The sequence below is a fragment of the Sphingomonas kyeonggiensis genome (assembly GCF_030812785.1).
Lineage (GTDB): Bacteria > Pseudomonadota > Alphaproteobacteria > Sphingomonadales > Sphingomonadaceae > Sphingomonas > Sphingomonas kyeonggiensis_B.
Genome location: NZ_JAUSTJ010000003.1, coordinates 364504 through 381735 on the forward strand (window position 1 = coordinate 364504; position 17232 = coordinate 381735).

Here is a 17232-nt window from a genome sequence, read left to right on the forward strand (position 1 = left end):
GCTTGCCTGCCGCCGTTCAAGTGCTCGCGGTCAGTGCGTGCTCCGGCCCGGCTGGATTCCGCCACGCTTCCGCGGCGCTTCCGATCGCTAGGACGAGTCTCCCCTCGAACCTGGACGCATGCCGAGGTTCGGCATCAGGCGATGCATCTGGCGGTACGCCCGTTGCCGCCATTGCTGCGCCATCTCGCGCGCGCTCATATGGCCATGCATCCCGAGATCGCTGGCGAACTGGCGCGCGCGGGGCAGCAGGCCGTCGGCCCACATATATCGCTCGCCCCATGACCAGCGGGCCACATTGTGGACCGATGCGGCGGAATGCGATTCCGCCAGCTTGCGGACCCTGGGTGCCGCGGCGTTGCGCGCCTGGAGCAGGATCGCCTCCGGAATCAGGTTCGGCGAGAGAAGCTCTGCGAAGCGCAACGCCGGATAGATCAGCGACCATAGCAGCGCCCGGTCGCAAAGGGCGGTGAAGGCCGGCCAGGGAAAGTCCGCGCGGCCGCCATTGCCGCGGATCACCAGGCCGATTTCATATTGCCGCTGAAGCGTAAGGCTTTCGAAGGAGCAGCTTGCGTGCACCAGGAGATAGGCAAGCAGCAGCGGCGGCGGGAAGACGCTGCCGCCCTTTGCGACGCGCCATGTCTCGAGGCTGACGGTCGGGACAAGCGCGTCGAAATCGACCAGGCGCGTGCCGCCGGCAAGGCTGCGGGTGACGCCTTCGTGCAGGTCGATCGACCAGGGATCGTCGCGATGGACATAGGTCAGCGTGCGGGGCAGCTTCCCGGCGTCGGGCATCGCCCAGTTGCGCTGGCGGAAGCCGGACTTGCCGGGCGCATAGCCCAATCGGGCGAGTATCCCGTCCGCGACCGACTGGTCCGCTCCCGTCAACAGGTCGATGTCCGAGGAGATCCTCTGGGCGGGCTCGTCGAAATAATGATGCGCGGTGTGCATCCCCTTCATCACGATCGGGCGCGCTCCGCCGGCGGAAAGGGCGCCGACCACCTCTGCCGCATGCGCGGTGAGCTTCGCCATGCGGGCGCGGTTATGCGTCAGGTGGAGTGCCAGCATCTCGGCATTCGCCGCGGTCGTCGTCAATTTGCCCTGCTCGATCCAGGAACCGAGCAGCGGGCCGGTGCCCGAGGTGTAGCAGGCGATGCTGAGCGCGACCGGATCATCGGCCAGCGCGCCCTCGCTGCAGCCATGGGCGAGCACCTCGCGCAAAGCGGTCTCGATCGTTGCGACGGCCCGTGCCCAGTCCGATTCCGCGACCTCGAACCAGAGCCATTCGGGCCGCCCGGCGCGGACCGCCTCGGCGAAACGCTGCTCGACATCGATGACCGGCAGGGAGGGGAGGGCGTTCATGCGGGAACCTCGTGCATCGGGCGCGGCGCCTGCTCCCTCTCCTCGATCCGGGGCGGGTGCCGACGCGACAGGTGGATGATCTGCTCGCACAGGACGAATGCCTGGGGCCGGTGCGCGACGATGACGATCGTCGGACGCAGCGCCAGCCCGGCGAGTGCAGCAAGGATGTCCTGCTCGCTCTCCGCGTCGAGTGCGTTCAGGGCTTCGTCGAGCAGGAGGAGCGCGGGGCGACGCAGCAGCGCGCGCGCAAGCCCGATGCGCTGGCGTTCCCCTCCGGAGATCATCGCGCCGCGCTCGCCCAGCGGTGCGTCGATCCCGCCGATGCGCTGCAGCAGTGCGCCGGCACCGACGAAGCGCAGGGCCGTCTCCATCTCGGACGCCTCGGCGCCGCTGGACCAGGCCAGGCTCTCGCGAAGCGTCCGCCCGCCGAGCACGGGATCCTGGCCGACATAGGCGAGGGTGTTCGCGAAGCCTGTCCCGTCCGTCCCGGCGCGCTGCACCTGTCCGGTGTCCGGGCGCAATATGCCCGCCATCAGATCGAGAAGCGTCGTCTTGCCGACCCCGGACGGGCCCGCGATCCCGACGATCGCACCGGGCGCGACGCGCAGCGAGAAGCCATGCAGCACATCGCGTCCGCCGCGAGCGAAGCCAACCTTGTCGAGGACCAGCGCACCGGTTTCCGACAGTGCCGTATCGCTGGCTACGACACGCGCCGGCTGCAATATCGCCTCCAGCGCCATCAGCCGCGCATAGGCAGGCAGGCTATGCACGAGTTGCTGCACCCCGCGCTGCACTTCGCCCACTGGCCCGCTCATCCTGCTCAGCATCAGCAGCAGGGCGAGGAGGCTGGGCGCTGCGAAGTCCATCGCGATGCCGATGCCGACGAGCAGGATCGCGGCGATCGCAGTCAGGCCGACGCTCAGTTCCCGGGCCCGGGCATGCAGTGATGCGAAGGCGACCCGGTCGTCGACCGCGACATCGGAGAGCCGCTGCTGCTGCTCCAGCCAGGCCGGGCCGGTGCGCTCGGCCGCGACGGTCTTCAGGCCGGCGAGAAAGTCGATCGCGTTCTCGGTCATGCCGAAATGGCGCTGGGTGATGTCCTCGCCAAGCTGCCGTATCCGGCCGAGCATGCGCTGCGTCGGGAGATAGCTGAGCCCGGCGACCGCGAAGGCGGTGAGCGCGGCGAACGGCGCCACCGCCATCGCCATCAGCGCCATTCCCGCCGCGATCACCGCCGCGGCGGTGGCGGCCATCAGCGAATTCACGCCGATGCCGATCTGGTGGATCTCGACGCTCAGCGCCTGGACGATGCGGGCATGGGACAGTCCGGAGACCTGGGCCCAGGGCGCGCCGGTGAGCCGCTCGGCAAGGCGCAGCCGCACCGCTTCGACGAAGCCGACCTGAAGCCGGCTGGTCAGGCGCTCGCGCATCAGCACGATGATGCTGCGGAGCACGGCAAGCAGCGCGAACAGCGCCAGCATCGCCGGAAGCGGCACCTCCCGCGGCAGCATCGGCAGGAGCGCGCCGCCGCCATGGCCGGGCGCGACCGTGCCAAGGATCACCGGGACGAGCAGCAGGATTCCGACGCCCTCGGCCAGCGTCCCCGCCACCATCAGCCCGATCGCCGCCAGCAGCCGCCGTCCCCCGAACGCGGCGAACGCGCGGGCGAGCTCGACCGCCGGGGTGCGCACCGGCATCATGCCGCCCGCCGCGCATCGACGGCGCGGGCATAGAGATCGAGGAACAGGGCGGCGGTGAAGTCGGCATCCTGCGCCACCGCGCGTGCCTGCGCGGCCCCCGCCATCGCCAGGCGGTGATCCTCGTCGCCGGCGAGGCGGAGGATCGCGGCGGCAAGGCCCTCCGCGTCGCGCAGCGGCACGGCGATCGCGGCCTCGGGCGCATATTCCGCCACATGCCCCACTGCGGTGCCGACCGTCGGCACGCCCGCCACCGCGGCTTCCAGCATCGCGATCGGAGCCCCCTCGCTCAGCGAGCTGACGACCATCAGGTCGGCCTGCTCGAACCAGTGCCGCAGGCTCGCCTGGGGCTGGAAACCCGGCAAGCGTACATGATCGGCGAGGCCGAGCCGCGCTATCTCCGCCTGGATCTCCCCGCCCAAGGTGTCTTCGCCGACGATGTCGAGGGTGAAGGCCAGCCCGGCCTCGCGCAGCCGTGCCGCCGCTGCCAGTAGTGTCGGCTGGTCCTTGACGCGGTTGAGGCTCGCCACTTGCAGCAGGCGAAGCGGGCGGGCGGGATCGCGGCGGCGCGGGGGGACGGGCGGCCAGCGATCCAGCGCTACCCCCAGCGGCACGCGCAGCGCATCGATTCCCGCCGCCCAGACATGCAAGCGCATCGTCTCGCTGGGCACCGTGACGAAGCGCGCGGCACGCAGCGCCATCGCCACCATGGCGCGCGACTTCAGGGTCAGGTGGCCGCCATAGCCGATTTCCGGCAGGCGCATGATGTCGCCGCCCGGCAGGGTCAGCACCAGCGGAATCCCGGCCAGCGCCCGGCCGCCGCTGCCGACCAGCCCCGCGCTGCTCGCCCAGAAGGCATGGACGACATCGAACGGCCGCTCGGCATGCAGCGCCAGCAGCTTCGCGGTGCCGCGCAGCAATCGCGGGCGCGGGCCGATATTGTGGACATCGGCGTCAAGGAGCCGCCATCGGCCCGGGCGTGGTTCCTGGTTCAGCGCGATGACCTGCACATCGTGTCCGGCCCGGGTGAGCCGCTCGATCAGCCACAGCATGCACGGGATCACCCGGTGGCTGCCGGTGCGGTCGACGCCGCCCGGCGTGATCAGCGCGATCCGCATGGCTGCATGCTCCGCGCGAGGACGGCTTCGTAGATGCCGACAAGGCGACGGCCGATGACCGGAAAGGCGAGGTGCGCCTCGAAATGCCGGCGCACCGCGGCCCGGCCCGGGCCCGCCGGCCTCCGGGCCAGCGCGACCATCGCTTCGGCGAAGCCCGCCGCGTCGCCGGGGCGGGCGAAGCGGCATTCGGCCAGCTCGCCGGCGAGCGCGCGGAACGGGGCGATGTCGCTCGCCGCCAGCGGCAGCCCGCAGGCCAGCGCCTCGATCAGCGCATAGCCCGAACCCTCGCCATGGCTGGTGGCGAGGAAGAGGTCGCAGGCACGGCAGAGCTGCTCGACCTGCGCATGCGGCACCCATCCCAACAGGTGCACGTGCCGCGCCAGCTCGGGATCCTCCGCCAGACGGCGCCGGATCGCGGGAAGCTGGGTGTCGGTGCCATGGGCGCACCACAGCTCTGCGCCGGGCAGATGCGCGCGCGCCTGGTGAAAGGCCTCGATCGCGGTCAGCGGGTCCTTGTTGGGGTCGAGCCGTCCGATCCACAGGATCGCGGGATCGCCATGTACGCCGGTCCGCGCGCGCGCCTCGTCCCGGTCGCCGGGCTCGAACGCGCTCGAGCTTTCGGGCAGGGCGAAGATCGCCGCCTTTTTCGGCAGCTGCCCGGTGGCCAGGAACGGCCGGGCCTGGGCCTCGGCGGTGAACAGCGCCGCCTCGGCACGGGCATGACCCCAGCGACGCAGGACGGCAAGCCGGGAGCGGCGGGCATGGCTGGCATGGTCCTGCATCAGCAGCGGCTGGGTCAGGCCGGTCAGCAACCGCGCATGGAGCGGGAAATCCAGTCCGTTGAGATGGACGATGTCCGCCGCAGCCTCCTGCACCGCCCGGCGCATGCGCCATGGCGCGAGCGTACGTCCCGTGGCGACCGGGACGAAATGATAGTGCACGCCGCGCCGCACGAAGCGCGCTTCGTCATGGCTTGCCTGCACCACCACGATTTCGGCACCTGCCGCGGCGGTGGCCTCGGCGATCGCCGGCAAGGTCGGCCACGCCGCCAGCAGCGCCTCGGGAGAGCGCCGCCGGGAATCGAGGACGCAGTTCACCTGGGCGATCCGCAGGGTCATGCCGCGGCGTGCTCGATCAGCCGCGGCAGGTTCCCGGCCAGCAGGGCGATTGCCTCGTCCGGCCTGGTGCCGAGCGTCAGGCGCCATGCGCCGTGTTGCGTGATCCGGCGCAGCCCGGCCTCGATCTCGGCCGAGAGCAGGTCGAAGCCCGGCTCGAGCGGGCCGAGTGCTGCCAGTGCCTCGGGCGGAGACAGCGGCTCCAGCGCCACCCGGTCGCCGCGCGCCAGCACGCACAGGCTGGCGGCGGCCGCGGTGACCGGCCGTCCGGACGCGGGCAGGGCGACGGCGCGCTTGCGCTTGCCGTTGCGCAGGCGGATCGGTGCATCCTCCTGCCCGGGCGCGTCCTCGGGGAACAGGTGCACGGGGCGCGGGACGCCCCAGATGCGCAATCTGCGCTCGGTCTCCAGATAGATCGTATCGTCCGAAAGCAGCGGGAAGCCGGCGGCATGCGCGGCCAGGGCGAGGCAGCTCTTCCCCGAGCCGCTGGGCCCGGCGAGCAGGATCGCCGTCGTTCCCGCGACGAAGCCCGAAGCATGGATCGGCGTGCGGCCGTTGCGGGTGAGCAGCCACAGCAGCAGGCAATCGAGCACCTGCTCGCGAAACGCAGGATCGTCAAAGGCGCCCGCATGGGGCACCCGGCTCCAGGCATGTCCCCGCCCGGCATCGGCATGCGCCTCGGTGCCGCCCCGGATCGAGAGCCGCAGTCCGTCGACCGCAACGCTGGGCATGCCGTTGCCGACCGGAACCGGACCAGTCGTCAGGTGAAGTTCGAGCACAGGCCCGTGCGGGTCGGCCGGCGCTTCCCAGCCGCGGCAGGCGCTGGCGACCGCAGTGATCAGCCGCGGATGGCTGGCGGTGACGCGCAGGGTCACGCCGAGCGGCGAGAAATAGGCAGAGGCGCAGCCCTCCGCCGGTGCCCTGTCCCTGGCCGGTTCCGTTCCGCTTCCCGCGCTCATCGCTCCACGCCTGCTCGAGTCATTCTCTTGAGTGGGGGCGCGGCGCGCGAAGGTTCAAACCACTTCCTGCGAACGGTTTTGAACCATCGCCGGCGGGGGCGCCACTAACCCGGGAAACAGCCTCGCAATGGAGTGGCAATGTGATCCTGGTCGCTCATTCCTTCTACCTGCGACGCGACGGCAAGCAATTCGAACGATCCAGACCCTATGCGCCGCTCGCCACACTGCTTGCTGCCGCCATTCTTCGCGAGCAGGGCCATGCGGTCGCGCTGTTCGACGCCACCTTCGAGCCCTGTGTCGAGAGCTTCACCACCTGCCTCCAGGCGGAGGCGCCGAAGGTCGTCCTGCTGATCGAGGACAATTTCAACTATCTCACCAAGATGTGCACCGAGGATCGGCGTGCCGACGCGCTGCACATGGTCGCGGCTGCGCGCCGCGCCGGCGCGCGGGTGGCGGTGAACGGGCCCGACGCCTCGGACAATCCGCGCCTCTATCTCGATGCCGGGGCGGATGCGGTGATGACCGGTGAAGGCGAGCTCGGGGCCGCGGCGATCGTCGATGCCCTTGAGCGCGGCCTGCCGCTCGACAAGGTTCCCGGGCTGATCCTCTGCGATGGCCAGGGCGGGCTGCGGCACACGCCGCCGCGCCTGCAGCATCAGGCGCTCGACGCGCTGCCCTTTCCCGCCTGGGACCTGGTCGATGCCCAGGCCTATCGCGAGACCTGGACGCGGGCGCATGGCCGCCTGTCCTGGAACATGGCGGCCTCGCGCGGCTGCCCCTATGCGTGCAACTGGTGCGCCAAGCCGACCTTCGGGCGGCGCTATACCCAGCGCTCGGCCGCCTCGATCGCCGAGGAGATGGCGCGGCTCAAGCATGCGGTGGCGCCCGACCATGTCTGGTTCGCCGACGACATCTTCGGGATGACCGAGGACTGGATCGCCGCCTTTGCCGAGGAGGTGCTGCGCCGCGACGCGTGCATCCCGTTCATGATGCAGTCGCGCGCCAATCTGATCACCGAGCCGGTGGCGGCGGCGCTGGCCAGGGCGGGCGCGGAGGAAGTGTGGCTCGGGGTCGAATCCGGCTCGCAGCGCATCCTCGACGCAATGGACAAGGGCACCCAGATCGAATCGGTCCGCACCGCCACGCGCACCCTGCGCCGGCACGGGATCCGCTCGGGCTGGTTCCTCCAGCTCGGCTATCCGCCCGAGGACTGGGAGGACATCCTCCTCACCCGCGACCTGCTGCGCGACGAGCGGCCCGACGAGATCGGCGTCTCGGTCTCCTATCCGCTGCCGGGCACGGTGTTCCACGCGCGCGTGGTCGCGGAGCTCGGCGCGCGCCGCAACTGGCGCGACACCGATGAGCTGGCGATGCTGTTCCAAGGCACCTTCGACACCGCCTTCTACCGGCTGGTGCGCGATGCGCTGCACGCCGATGTCGATACCGGAATGGTCGATGAGCTGCGCTGGCACGATCTCGCCCAGCGCGCCGATGCCCATCGCTCCGCCAGTCCCCTCCGCATGGAGCTGCGGGCATGAGCGTGGCGGCGGACCTGCTGCCCGCCGGCGCGGCGTTCGACGCGATCGCCGGCGATTTCGATGCGCGCTTCGGCGCATGGCGCAGCGTCGAGGCCCAGCGCCGGGCGGTGCGGAGCCAGCTGCTCGACCTCTTCCCCGAGGGCGCGCGCCTGCTCGAGATGGGTGGCGGCACCGGGATCGACGCGGCCTGGCTTGCGGCGCGCGGCCGCCGGATCCTGCTCACCGATGCCTCCCCGGCGATGGTGGCGGAAGCGGCGTGCAAGCTCGGCCCGGAGGCGACGGAGGTGCTGGCGGTCGAGCAGCTCGATCGCCTTGCCGAGCGGGGCGAGCGTTTCGACGGCGCCTTCTCCAATTTCGCCGCGCTCAACTGCGTCTCCGATCTCGCGCCGATGGGCCGCAGCCTCGCCCGCCTGGTGCGGCCCGGCGGGCATGTCGCGCTGGTGGTCTTCGGCTGCTGCTGCCCGGGCGAGATGATCACCGAGGCGGCACGCGGGCGCTTCCGCAACATGCTGCGCCGAGGCCGGACGGATGACGTACCCGCCTCGCTCGGCGGGCAGGCCTTCAGCGTGCGCTATCATCGCAAGCGGGCGATCGTCGCGGCGATGGCGCCGGGGTTCCGCTATACCGGGCGTAGCGCGATCGGCCTGTTCGTCCCGCCCAGCGCCGCGGAGCCCTGGATCTCCCGCCACCCCCGGTTCCTTGCCGGGCTCGAGGCCATCGACAGGCACGCCGCACGCCGGCTCGCCTTGTTCGGCGATCACATCCTCTACCGGTTCGAGCGGCGCCGGGACGGGGACCCGGCATGAGCGCGCCGCTTGCCGACAGTCTCGAGCGCTTCCGCATCGACTATGCCGCACATCGCGCCGCGGAGGGGCGTGGCCTGGCGGAGACGGAGCTGCTCGCGCTTCCCTGGCTCGAAAGCGGCCCCATGGCCCGTCAATGGTCAGTCCGCGCCCGCACGTTCGAGGTCCTTCTCGCGCATGTGATGGCCCCGGTCGCACGGGCCGCGGGGCGGCCGTTGCGGGTGCTCGATCTCGGCGCCGGAAATGGCTGGCTCTCCTATCGGCTCGCATGCCGGGGACATGATTGCACTGCCGTCGATATCCGTGACGATCGGGTGGACGGCCTCGGTGCGGCCGAGCCGCTTCGCGCACGGGCGCCCTTCGCCTGCTCCGTCGCGAGTTTCGACGCGTTGCCGATGGCCGATCACTTCGCCGATCTCACGATCTTCAATGCCGCGCTCCATTACGCGACCAGCCTGGACGAGACCCTGGCCGAGGCAGCGCGGGTGACGCGGCCCGGCGGCATGCTCGTCATTCTCGACTCCCCCTTCTACGCGAAGGACAGCCAGGGCGCGGCCATGGTCGCGGAGAAGCATGCCCATGCCGCCGAACGCTTCGGCACGCGCGCGCAGAGCCTGCTTGCGCTGCCGCACATCGAGTATCTGACCGCCGCCCGGCTAGCTGAGGCCTCGGCTCCCCTCGGCATCGCCTGGCGGCGGCGGCGCGTCCTCTATCCGCTCTGGTACGAGCTGCGTCCGCTCGTCGCGCGCCTGCGCGGCACCCGCGCACCCTCCCGCTTCGACATCTGGACCGCGCGAAACCCATGATCCTGCTGATCAACCCCCGGGCCACCCGCCCGAAGAACCGTCGCTTCCCGCTGAGCCTGATGGCGATCGGCGCCGCGCTCCCTGCCGGTACCGATTGGGAGATACTGGACGGCAACCTGCCCGGCATGGACCTGTTCGCCAGCGCGGCGGCGATGATCGATGCGCGCGGGACAACGCCGGATCCGGTCCGCGCGATCGCCCTGACGGTGATGCCGGGCCCTCAGCTGGTGAGCGCCGTGCCGCTCTCCAAGGCGCTCAAGGCCCGTTATCCCGACATCCCGATCATCTGGGGCGGCTATTTCGGCAGCCTCTATCCCGCGCCGGTGCTCAACGCCCCCTATGTCGACTGGGTCGTGCGGGGGCAGGGGGAGCAGACCTTCCTCGAGCTGCTGGAGGTGATCGAGGGGCGGCGCGATCCCACCAGCGTGATGGGCCTCGCCTTCCGCCAGGCTGACGGATCGCACTGGATCGGGCCCGAGCGCAAATGGGTGGGACCGGACGAGCTGCGCGATCCGCCCTTTCACAAGATCGAAATCGGCACCTATCTGCACCCGACGATCATCGGCCGCCGCTCGGGCGTCTATCAGGCGTCGATCGGCTGCCCGTTCGGCTGCAGCTTCTGCGGGGTGATCTCGGTCTTCGGCCGCCGCGAAAAGGTGCAGTCGGCCGATCGCGTGGCGGCGAACCTGATGCCGCTGGTGCGCGACCACGGCATGGATTCGGTCCATTTCTACGACAACAACTTCTTCCTCAACGAGAAGCATGCCCGGGCGATCGGCGAGGCATTCCTGCCGCTGGGAATAAGCTGGTGGTGCGAGGCGCGCGTCGACACGCTCTCGCGCTTCTCCGACGAGACCTGGGATCTGCTCCGCCGCGCCGGGATGAAGATGGTGTTCTGCGGCGCCGAGTCCGGATCGGACGAAGTGCTCAGGAAGATGTCGAAGGGCACCACCACCGAGCAGATCCTGACGGTTGCCGCCAAGACACGCCAGCACCGGATCATCCCGGAATTCTCCTTCGTGTTCGGCGATCCCGACGAGCCCGAACGCGAGACGGACAATACGCTGCGCTTCATCCGCAAGCTGAAGGCGATCAATCCCGAGATGGAGCTGATCACCTATTTCTACACGCCCACGCCGCAGCGCGCCGCCACCTATGGCGATGTCGATCCGCTCACCGGCACGCCCACCGAGCTCGAGGAATGGATCCAGCCCGACTGGGTCAACTGGATGACGCACGAGGACCCGCACCTTCCGTGGATGGACCGGCGGATCAAGGCGCGGGTGGAGAATTTCGAGCTGGTGCTCAAGAGCCGCTTCCCCTCCGTCCATGACGGCCGGACGCGGGCCTGGGGCAAGCTGGTCGGCCGGATTCTCGCCCTGCGCCGCTGGGCGCGCGAGGATTATGCCGAGCCGGTGCTGCTCCGCAGCGTCCGCCGCCTGGCCCAGCGGGCGAGCGATGACCGCCAGGCCTATGGCCATCTCCGCCAGGGTGCCGACGAGCTGGATATCGCGGCATGAGCGCGCTTTCCGTCCTTGACGGCTATCGGCTCTGGGCACCTACCTACAGCGCCGAGAATGCCGTCTCCGAGCTCGAGACCCGGCTGGTCGCCGAGATGACGCCGCCGCTTGCCGGGCTGCGCCTGCTCGATGCCGGTTGCGGCACCGGCCGCCGGCTGCTGGGATCGGGCGCGGCGACTGCGGTCGGCGTCGATCTGAGCCCGGAGATGATCGAGGCAGGGCAGGGCGCGCTCGGGCCCGAAGCGCGCATGCTGGTCGGCGATGTGCGGGCGCTGCCGCTTGCCGATGCCGGTTTCGATCTTGTGTGGTGCCGGCTGGTGATCGGCCATCTTCCGGAATGCGCCCGCGCCTATGCCGAGCTTGGCCGGGTCGCCGCGCCGGGCGCCCGGGTGATCGTCACCGATTTCCACCCCGCCGCGCACGAAGCGGGGCATCGCCGCACCTTCCGCCACGGTGATCAGGTCCATGAGGTCGAGCATTATGTCCATGCGCTGGCGACGCATCGGGATGCCGCCGCGGCCGCGGGACTGCACCTTGCGGACATCCGGGAGGCACAGATCGGCCCGGCCGTACGGCCTTTCTACGCGCAGGCCGGTCGGCTCGCGCTGTACGAGCAGCATCTGGGCCTCCCCGTGGTGCTCGCGCTCGCCTTCGAGAAGAAAGACCGATGCGGATCCTGATCCGCACCCCGGACCGCGACGTCGCGATCGAACGGGGAAGGCTCGTCGAGCCGTCGGGCGATTTCGACGTCAGGCTCGATTTCGATCGGGGCCATGTGCGCCCGGGGCTGATCAATGCGCACGATCATCTCCACCGCAACCATTATGGCCGGCTGGGTGGGCAGCCCTATCCCGATGCCTATGCCTGGGCGCGGGACATCCAGCATCGTCACGCGGCGCGGATCGCCGAGGGGCGGACGCTGCCGCGTCGCGCGGCGCTGCTAGCCGGCGCCTGGAAGAACCTGTTCGCCGGCGTCACCACCGTCGTCCACCATGACCGGTGGGAGGGGGATTTCGAGCGGGACTTCCCGATCCGCGTGGCGCGCATCGCCTGCGCCGATTCGCTGGGTATGGTGCCCGCTCTCGCCATCCCCGCGGCCGAGCCGCGCTTCTGCCTGCACCTCGCGGAGGGCACCGGCGCACGCGCTGCACGCGAAGTCGAGGCGCTCGATCGCATGGGGCTGCTCTCGCGCCGGCTGATCGCCGTCCACGGCGTGGGCATCGAGGGCGAGGCGCTGGCCCGCTTCCACGCGTCCGGCGCAGCTCTGGTCTGGTGCCCGACCTCGAACCTGTTCCTCCTGGGGCGGACCGTTTCGCCGGCCCTGTTGCAGGGCGCCGACACCCTGCTCGGCAGCGATTCCTTGCTCAGCGGCGCCGGCGATCTGCTCGACGAGCTGCAGGCGGCGCGGGCGCTTGGCCTGCTCGACGACGCACGCCTGGCCGACGCGGTGGGGATCACCGCCGCGCGCCGGCTCGGCCTCCCCCTGCCTTCGCTGGATCCCGGCGCGCCTGCCGACATCATCGTGCTGACCCGGCCGCTGCTCGAAGCCCGGGCCGAGGATGTCGCGCTGGTGATCGTCGGCGGGGTGCCCCGGGTCGCGCGGCCCGATCTGGTGCCGGCGCTCGGCACGCTGGCGCTGGGCGGGGGCATCCGCCGGCAGGGCGGTATCGAGCGATGGACCAGTGGCCCGGTGGCCGGCGGCGTCCCGCCAGTGCCGGCGCATGCGGCAGAAATTCTCTCAACAGTGGGTGCAATCCAATGACTCTTCCTGCCCGAATACCCATTTTCGTCGCGCTGCTGCTGGCCGGCACCGCCCAGGCCCAGGCACAGACGCAGGCCGATCCCGCGCCGGCGCCCGTGCCCGAGGCGGCGGTCGCTGCCGACCCCGCGCCCGATCAGGCACAGGAAAGCGTGCCTGCCGACACGGCGCCGCCTCCGCCCTCGACCGATATCCTCTCCGGGCGCACGCTTTCGATTCTGCTCGACGGCCGGCTGGTCGCCGCCAATGGCCATGAGCGCTTCTCCGATGGCGGCATGAGCATCACGCGCTTCTCCGGGGCGAAGGATGGCGGCTTCCGCGTCGAGCCACTGCCGATCGAGGCCGATCTGATCTGGACGCCGCGCTTCACCAACACGCTTTCGGGCAATGTCTCGGTCGCCTGGCAGCGCGACCAGGAAGATGATGTCGACATCATCGAATCCTTCGTCACCTGGCTGCCGCCCCGCACCGGCAAGGTGAGCATCTCGGCCAAGGCCGGGCTCTACTGGCCCGAGATCTCGCTCGAGCATGCCACAGGCGGCGCGTGGAGCACGGTGCATACGATCACCCCTTCGGCGATCAACAGCTGGGTGGGGGAGGAGACCAAGGTCGTCGGCGCCGAGGTCACCCTGTCGGCGAGCCTTGGCAATCACGACATCTCGGCGACTGCGGGCGTGTTCGGCTTCAACGATACCTCGGGGACGCTGCTCTCGTTCCGCGGCTGGGCGCTCCACGATCTCAAGGCCACCATGTTCGGCCGGTTCCAGCTGCCGCCGCGCAACGATTTCATGAAGTTCGCCCAGGAAGGCGTGACCCGCTCGACGATCGAGCTGGACGATCGCCCGGGCTTCTACGGGCGGATCGAGTGGCGGCCGCCCTCGTCCTTCTCGGTCAACGCCTTCTATTATGACAATCGCGGCGATCCCGAGGTGTTCACGCCGAACAAGCAATGGGGCTGGCGGACCCGCTTCGCCAATCTCGGCCTGACCTTCGAGCCCGTGCAGGGCACGCGCATCCTGGCGCAGGGCATGTACGGCACCACCCAGATGGGCTTCAAGGAGCACGGAGTCTATTGGGTCGATACGCTCTACCAGTCCGCCTATGTCCTTGTCGCGCACGAGATCGGGAAGGGCGAGGTCAGCGGCCGCGCCGAGTTCTTCAACACGCGCGAGCGTGGCAGCGAGATGAACCATGCTGACGAGAAGCAGGATGGCTGGGCGCTCACCCTGGCCGGGCGCTGGGCGTTCACCAGCAAGCTGACCGGCTTCCTCGAAGTGCTGAACGTGCACAGCGACCGCGGCACCCGGGCGCGGCTCGGCCTGCCCGATGGCGAGACGCAGACGGTGGTCCAGGCATCGCTCCGCCTGCGCATCTGAAGTTCGGGAATGCCGCCGCGCCTGGGGGAAGGCGCGGCGGCGCCCGTCTATTGCGCGGCGACGGCCAGGGTGCCGCGCATCGCGGGGTGATAGATGCAGAAGAAGGCGATGTTCCCAGCCTTCTTGACGACCATGGAGACGCTCTGCCCCTGCTGGACGCGAACGTCGAAGCTCCGGTCGCGCGCGGTGGCGGTGTGCGCGACGGTATCGCGATTGACCCAGGTGATGGTGTCGCCGACCTTCACCCCGCTCGGCAGTTTGCCGAAGCTCATATTGGCCATCACCACCGTGTATTTCTGGGGCGGCGCCGGCGACCGGGCGGTTGCCGGCGTGCCGGCGGCGAGGGTCAGCAGCGCTGCGGCACCCGCGATCCGCAGCAGGCCGCGGCGAGGCAGATGGGCTTTTGGTAATTCGAGCATAGGCGATCGGCTCCCTTGGAAGGCGTCGCGCGATCGGGAGCCGGTCGGCAACGGGCGCGACGAGCACCAGCAATGCCCGTGGCGGAGACCGGCGGCCCGATCGCGTCGACCTGGGGTAAGTGCCGCCTTTGGACGACGGGGTTCAAAGCCTTGTGGTCAGAAGGGGAGAGATGCACCGAAGGTCAGCGCGGTCGCGCTGTGGCGGCGGCCGTAATAATAGTCGGTCCCGGGGCCGGCGCTGGACAGGCTGGCCCGCAGGTCGACCTTGCCCAGGCTGCGTCCGAGCGTCACCCGCCAGTCATAATGTTCGCGCCGCGCGTTGCGCGGCGGATCGTTGAGATAGGTCAGCAGGCCGACATGTCCGTTGAGCCGCCATTTTGGCGCGAGGTTGAGCGTGCCCTCCAGCTCGCCATACAGGGTGTACTTGTCCGGTCGGAAATAGTCGGGGGAATAATAGATGCGCGAGGAAATGCCCCGGGTTGCCATGCCGAGATAGAATTCGGTGTAATGCGTATCGCGGATGCCCCGGGCGTGGCGCGTATAGGCGTTGCGAACCACCCCGGCATCGATCGAAACGCTCGGGCTCACCCAGGTCGAATAGCCCGCATTGAGCTGATAGCCGAGCAGCACCGGATCCGAATGCACGACACCCGCGGTCGCGGAGCCGTTCAGATAAAGCCCGGAGCGATGTTCATAGCCGAGGTCGATGGTCGCGGCGGGATCGCCGTTGCTCGCCGAATATCCCCGGAACCGCACGTCGCTTTCGACACTGATGCTGCCCGCGACCTGCGCCCCGGCCGGTGCGATCTGGCCGATGCCAAGCATTCCGATCGCCAGCGCCGCATACGATGGGCGGAAGACTTGTCTAGCGGTGCCCGGTCGCGCGGCGAAGCGCACACCCGCAATCGCAGCTCGCCGATACCGGCAGAACCGTTGCGCACGCATCAATTTCGCCTCGCCCGCCCGGCGCGGTCACGATGCGGGGAGGGCTTGCCCTGCGCTCTTCTCGAGTCAGAGCGAGCAGCCCGCTGACATGCGCCGCCGCGTAGGAGCTGCCGTTCACGAAATACCATTTGCCCCCGGGTTGTGTGGTTGGGACGTCGCGTCCCGGCGCATTGTACACTGCGATGGGCCCTGACGGTAAAGCCTGATCCGCAACCGCGACCACGCCTGCCTCCGAGGCGGGAAACCCTCCCTTGGGCAAGCTGCGGTCATAGGCTGCCACGACGGAAGCGCGCCGCGACAGGGCCATAGAGACGAGCCGCGCCAGCAACGGGTCGAAAGGACCGCTCAGGCTGAGGTTGATCACCTTGGCGTCGCTCTCGATCGCGAAATGCAGCGCCTTGGCGAGGCTGAGCGTGTCGCAGATCGTCGGTGCAGCCGCTGTCGGGCGCACCTGCCAGCATGCCCTGAGCGCGAGCAGCCGAGCCCCCGATGCGACGCCGGAAATGCCGAGGCCGTTGCCGGACTTAGCGGCGATCACCCCGGCCACCCCGGTCCCATGCTGCTCGGCGGCGCTCGGATGGCCGATGACGAAATCGCGGTCGGCGGCGAACTGGCCGGCAAGGTCCGGGTGGCCGGTGTCGACCTTGCTGTCGATCACCGCGACGGTGATGCCGCGCCCCGTTGCCACGCGGTGGAGATCGGCGAGCTGCCAGGCGCTTGCGGCAGGCTGCACGGCGTAGAGCGGATCGTTCTGCGCGGGCGCAGCCGCCTGCGTCCGATAGAGGTGCATGGGCTGGGCCCAGACGACTTGCGGATCGCCGGCGAGCTTCGTCAGCATGTCCTCGACCGTCCCGCCGGCGGGGACCTGCATCACGACGCAATCGACTCCGAGCAACGGCATCGGCCAGCTGTCTTCGATGGTCAGGCCGTTGCGGCGCGCGATCGCGCGCGCCACGCGGCGACGCGCCGTTGCCGAGGCCTCGTCGCCATAGGGGCCGGAATAGCTCGCGTTCGGACGGAAATGCGGTGCCGGCAGCCGCAGCATCACCAGGATCTGCCGGTCCACCGCCTGCTGCGAGCTCGCCATGTCCTCCGCGCGGGCGACGGCGAGCATGGGCAGCGCAACCGCGATGCACAATGCGAAGGCGCAGCCCAACAGGGTGGCGAAGCGTCTCACCGCCTCTGCTCGCCGTCCAGTGGTTCGACCAGCGTGATCCGTGGCGACGCGCGCAATTGCCCGATCGCGGCGTCGCGGCGTGCCTGGTCGACCCGCAATACCCAGGCGCCGGTGGTCAGCGGCCCTTCCACCACGCGTGCCTGGGCGCCATCGAGCAGGGCGCGGACGTCGCGTTCGCTGGTCTCGGGGCGGAACAGGACGACGATATTGCCCGCCGGCTCGGCCGTGGCCGCACCCAGGACATGATATTCCTTCGTCGCGGGCGCCTCGCGAAGCGAGCCGACCGCGACGAGCACGAGGGCTGCCGCGACCGCCTGCCCGGCAATCGCCCAGCCCAGGGTGACGCGGCGGCGCAGGAACGGGATCACGCGCGCGGTGCCGGGCGCCGGGGTTTCCTCCGCGGCCGTTTCCAGCCGCTCGCGCATTGCCGCCCAGCCTTGCTCGACATCCACCGAAAGTCCTCCGACACGGCGCGCCATCGCCCGCTCGAACTGCAGTTCTCCCCGACAGTCCGCGCACTCGACCAGATGCGCCTCGACCATCGCCGCCTCGGCCGTGTCGAGCGTTCCGTTGACGTACCAGGGGAGCAGCATCTGCGTCTGCTCATGTGGATCGTCATGAAGCTTGATGACGTTGTTCAT

General features: G+C 69.9%; 16 protein-coding genes. 7 read left to right on the forward strand and 9 right to left on the reverse strand.

Annotation, left to right across the window (positions count from 1 at the left end):
* Positions 1 to 87: 87 nt before the first annotated feature.
* From J2W22_RS19585 to J2W22_RS19605, 5 genes are read right to left on the reverse strand one after another with little or no spacing between them, the layout of a single operon-like run.
* A complete protein-coding gene (locus tag J2W22_RS19585; protein WP_307119959.1) occupies positions 88 to 1359 on the reverse strand; it encodes a nucleotidyltransferase family protein in 1272 nt (423 codons plus the stop codon).
* Positions 1356 to 3059: an ATP-binding cassette domain-containing protein gene (locus J2W22_RS19590; protein ID WP_307119960.1), complete on the reverse strand. Its 1704-nt coding sequence runs from the start codon at positions 3057 to 3059 to the stop codon at positions 1356 to 1358. Before J2W22_RS19590 ends, J2W22_RS19585 begins: the two co-directional genes overlap by 4 nt.
* Positions 3056 to 4174, reverse strand: a complete 1119-nt coding sequence (locus J2W22_RS19595; protein WP_307119961.1) for a glycosyltransferase family 4 protein — start codon at positions 4172 to 4174, stop codon at positions 3056 to 3058. The genes J2W22_RS19590 and J2W22_RS19595 overlap by 4 nt, the downstream gene beginning before the upstream one ends.
* Positions 4159 to 5292, reverse strand: a complete 1134-nt coding sequence (locus J2W22_RS19600) for a glycosyltransferase family 4 protein (RefSeq protein ID WP_307119962.1) — start codon at positions 5290 to 5292, stop codon at positions 4159 to 4161. Before J2W22_RS19600 ends, J2W22_RS19595 begins: the two co-directional genes overlap by 16 nt.
* Positions 5289 to 6248, reverse strand: coding sequence for a hypothetical protein (locus J2W22_RS19605; protein WP_307119963.1), 960 nt, complete (start codon positions 6246 to 6248; stop codon positions 5289 to 5291). Before J2W22_RS19605 ends, J2W22_RS19600 begins: the two co-directional genes overlap by 4 nt.
* Positions 6249 to 6388: 140 nt before the next feature.
* Here J2W22_RS19605 and J2W22_RS19610 point away from each other — a divergent pair, with 140 nt between their 5' ends.
* From J2W22_RS19610 to J2W22_RS19640, 7 genes are read left to right on the forward strand one after another with little or no spacing between them, the layout of a single operon-like run.
* Positions 6389 to 7786: a B12-binding domain-containing radical SAM protein gene (locus tag J2W22_RS19610; RefSeq protein ID WP_307119964.1), complete on the forward strand. Its 1398-nt coding sequence runs from the start codon at positions 6389 to 6391 to the stop codon at positions 7784 to 7786.
* The gene (locus J2W22_RS19615; protein ID WP_307119965.1) at positions 7783 to 8592 is read left to right on the forward strand and encodes a class I SAM-dependent DNA methyltransferase; all 810 of its coding nucleotides are present in this window, start codon (positions 7783 to 7785) and stop codon (positions 8590 to 8592) included. Before J2W22_RS19610 ends, J2W22_RS19615 begins: the two co-directional genes overlap by 4 nt.
* Entirely contained in the window at positions 8589 to 9395 is an 807-nt protein-coding gene (locus tag J2W22_RS19620) for a class I SAM-dependent methyltransferase (protein WP_307119966.1), read from the forward strand. The genes J2W22_RS19615 and J2W22_RS19620 overlap by 4 nt, the downstream gene beginning before the upstream one ends.
* Positions 9392 to 10915, forward strand: a complete 1524-nt coding sequence (locus J2W22_RS19625; RefSeq protein WP_307119967.1) for a B12-binding domain-containing radical SAM protein — start codon at positions 9392 to 9394, stop codon at positions 10913 to 10915. Before J2W22_RS19620 ends, J2W22_RS19625 begins: the two co-directional genes overlap by 4 nt.
* The gene (locus tag J2W22_RS19630) at positions 10912 to 11595 is read left to right on the forward strand and encodes a class I SAM-dependent methyltransferase (RefSeq protein ID WP_307119968.1); all 684 of its coding nucleotides are present in this window, start codon (positions 10912 to 10914) and stop codon (positions 11593 to 11595) included. The genes J2W22_RS19625 and J2W22_RS19630 overlap by 4 nt, the downstream gene beginning before the upstream one ends.
* Positions 11583 to 12677, forward strand: coding sequence for an amidohydrolase family protein (locus J2W22_RS19635; protein WP_307119969.1), 1095 nt, complete (start codon positions 11583 to 11585; stop codon positions 12675 to 12677). Before J2W22_RS19630 ends, J2W22_RS19635 begins: the two co-directional genes overlap by 13 nt.
* Complete coding sequence (locus J2W22_RS19640) at positions 12674 to 14050, forward strand: outer membrane beta-barrel protein (protein ID WP_307119970.1); 1377 nt, start codon at positions 12674 to 12676, stop codon at positions 14048 to 14050. The genes J2W22_RS19635 and J2W22_RS19640 overlap by 4 nt, the downstream gene beginning before the upstream one ends.
* A gap of 47 nt (positions 14051 to 14097) precedes the next feature.
* On the opposite strand, the gene J2W22_RS19645 is transcribed toward J2W22_RS19640, so the two are convergent.
* The 4 genes from J2W22_RS19645 to J2W22_RS19660 all read right to left on the reverse strand — a co-directional run bounded on the left by J2W22_RS19645 (position 14098) and on the right by J2W22_RS19660 (position 17232).
* The gene (locus J2W22_RS19645) at positions 14098 to 14469 is read right to left on the reverse strand and encodes a cupredoxin domain-containing protein (protein WP_307119971.1); all 372 of its coding nucleotides are present in this window, start codon (positions 14467 to 14469) and stop codon (positions 14098 to 14100) included.
* Positions 14470 to 14625: 156 nt separating this feature from the next.
* Complete coding sequence (locus J2W22_RS19650) at positions 14626 to 15294, reverse strand: TorF family putative porin (RefSeq protein WP_307119972.1); 669 nt, start codon at positions 15292 to 15294, stop codon at positions 14626 to 14628.
* 40 nt (positions 15295 to 15334) lie between these two features.
* Positions 15335 to 16591: a S8 family peptidase gene (locus J2W22_RS19655; protein ID WP_307119973.1), complete on the reverse strand. Its 1257-nt coding sequence runs from the start codon at positions 16589 to 16591 to the stop codon at positions 15335 to 15337.
* A complete protein-coding gene (locus tag J2W22_RS19660) occupies positions 16588 to 17232 on the reverse strand; it encodes a zf-HC2 domain-containing protein (protein ID WP_307119974.1) in 645 nt (214 codons plus the stop codon). The genes J2W22_RS19655 and J2W22_RS19660 overlap by 4 nt, the downstream gene beginning before the upstream one ends.

Excerpts from the sequence above, each read along its gene's own strand:
- J2W22_RS19585 (WP_307119959.1), bottom strand. The coding sequence starts at position 1,359 with ATGAACGCCCTCCCCTCCCTGCCGGTCATCGATGTCGAGCAGCGTTTC.
- J2W22_RS19590 (WP_307119960.1), bottom strand. The coding sequence starts at position 3,059 with ATGATGCCGGTGCGCACCCCGGCGGTCGAGCTCGCCCGCGCGTTCGCC.
- J2W22_RS19595 (WP_307119961.1), bottom strand. The coding sequence starts at position 4,174 with ATGCGGATCGCGCTGATCACGCCGGGCGGCGTCGACCGCACCGGCAGC.
- J2W22_RS19600 (WP_307119962.1), bottom strand. The coding sequence starts at position 5,292 with ATGACCCTGCGGATCGCCCAGGTGAACTGCGTCCTCGATTCCCGGCGG.
- J2W22_RS19605 (WP_307119963.1), bottom strand. The coding sequence starts at position 6,248 with ATGAGCGCGGGAAGCGGAACGGAACCGGCCAGGGACAGGGCACCGGCG.
- J2W22_RS19615 (WP_307119965.1), top strand. The coding sequence starts at position 7,783 with ATGAGCGTGGCGGCGGACCTGCTGCCCGCCGGCGCGGCGTTCGACGCG.
- J2W22_RS19620 (WP_307119966.1), top strand. The coding sequence starts at position 8,589 with ATGAGCGCGCCGCTTGCCGACAGTCTCGAGCGCTTCCGCATCGACTAT.
- J2W22_RS19625 (WP_307119967.1), top strand. The coding sequence starts at position 9,392 with ATGATCCTGCTGATCAACCCCCGGGCCACCCGCCCGAAGAACCGTCGC.
- J2W22_RS19630 (WP_307119968.1), top strand. The coding sequence starts at position 10,912 with ATGAGCGCGCTTTCCGTCCTTGACGGCTATCGGCTCTGGGCACCTACC.
- J2W22_RS19635 (WP_307119969.1), top strand. The coding sequence starts at position 11,583 with ATGCGGATCCTGATCCGCACCCCGGACCGCGACGTCGCGATCGAACGG.
- J2W22_RS19640 (WP_307119970.1), top strand. The coding sequence starts at position 12,674 with ATGACTCTTCCTGCCCGAATACCCATTTTCGTCGCGCTGCTGCTGGCC.
- J2W22_RS19645 (WP_307119971.1), bottom strand. The coding sequence starts at position 14,469 with ATGCTCGAATTACCAAAAGCCCATCTGCCTCGCCGCGGCCTGCTGCGG.
- J2W22_RS19650 (WP_307119972.1), bottom strand. The coding sequence starts at position 15,294 with ATGCTTGGCATCGGCCAGATCGCACCGGCCGGGGCGCAGGTCGCGGGC.
- J2W22_RS19660 (WP_307119974.1), bottom strand. The coding sequence starts at position 17,232 with ATGAACAACGTCATCAAGCTTCATGACGATCCACATGAGCAGACGCAG.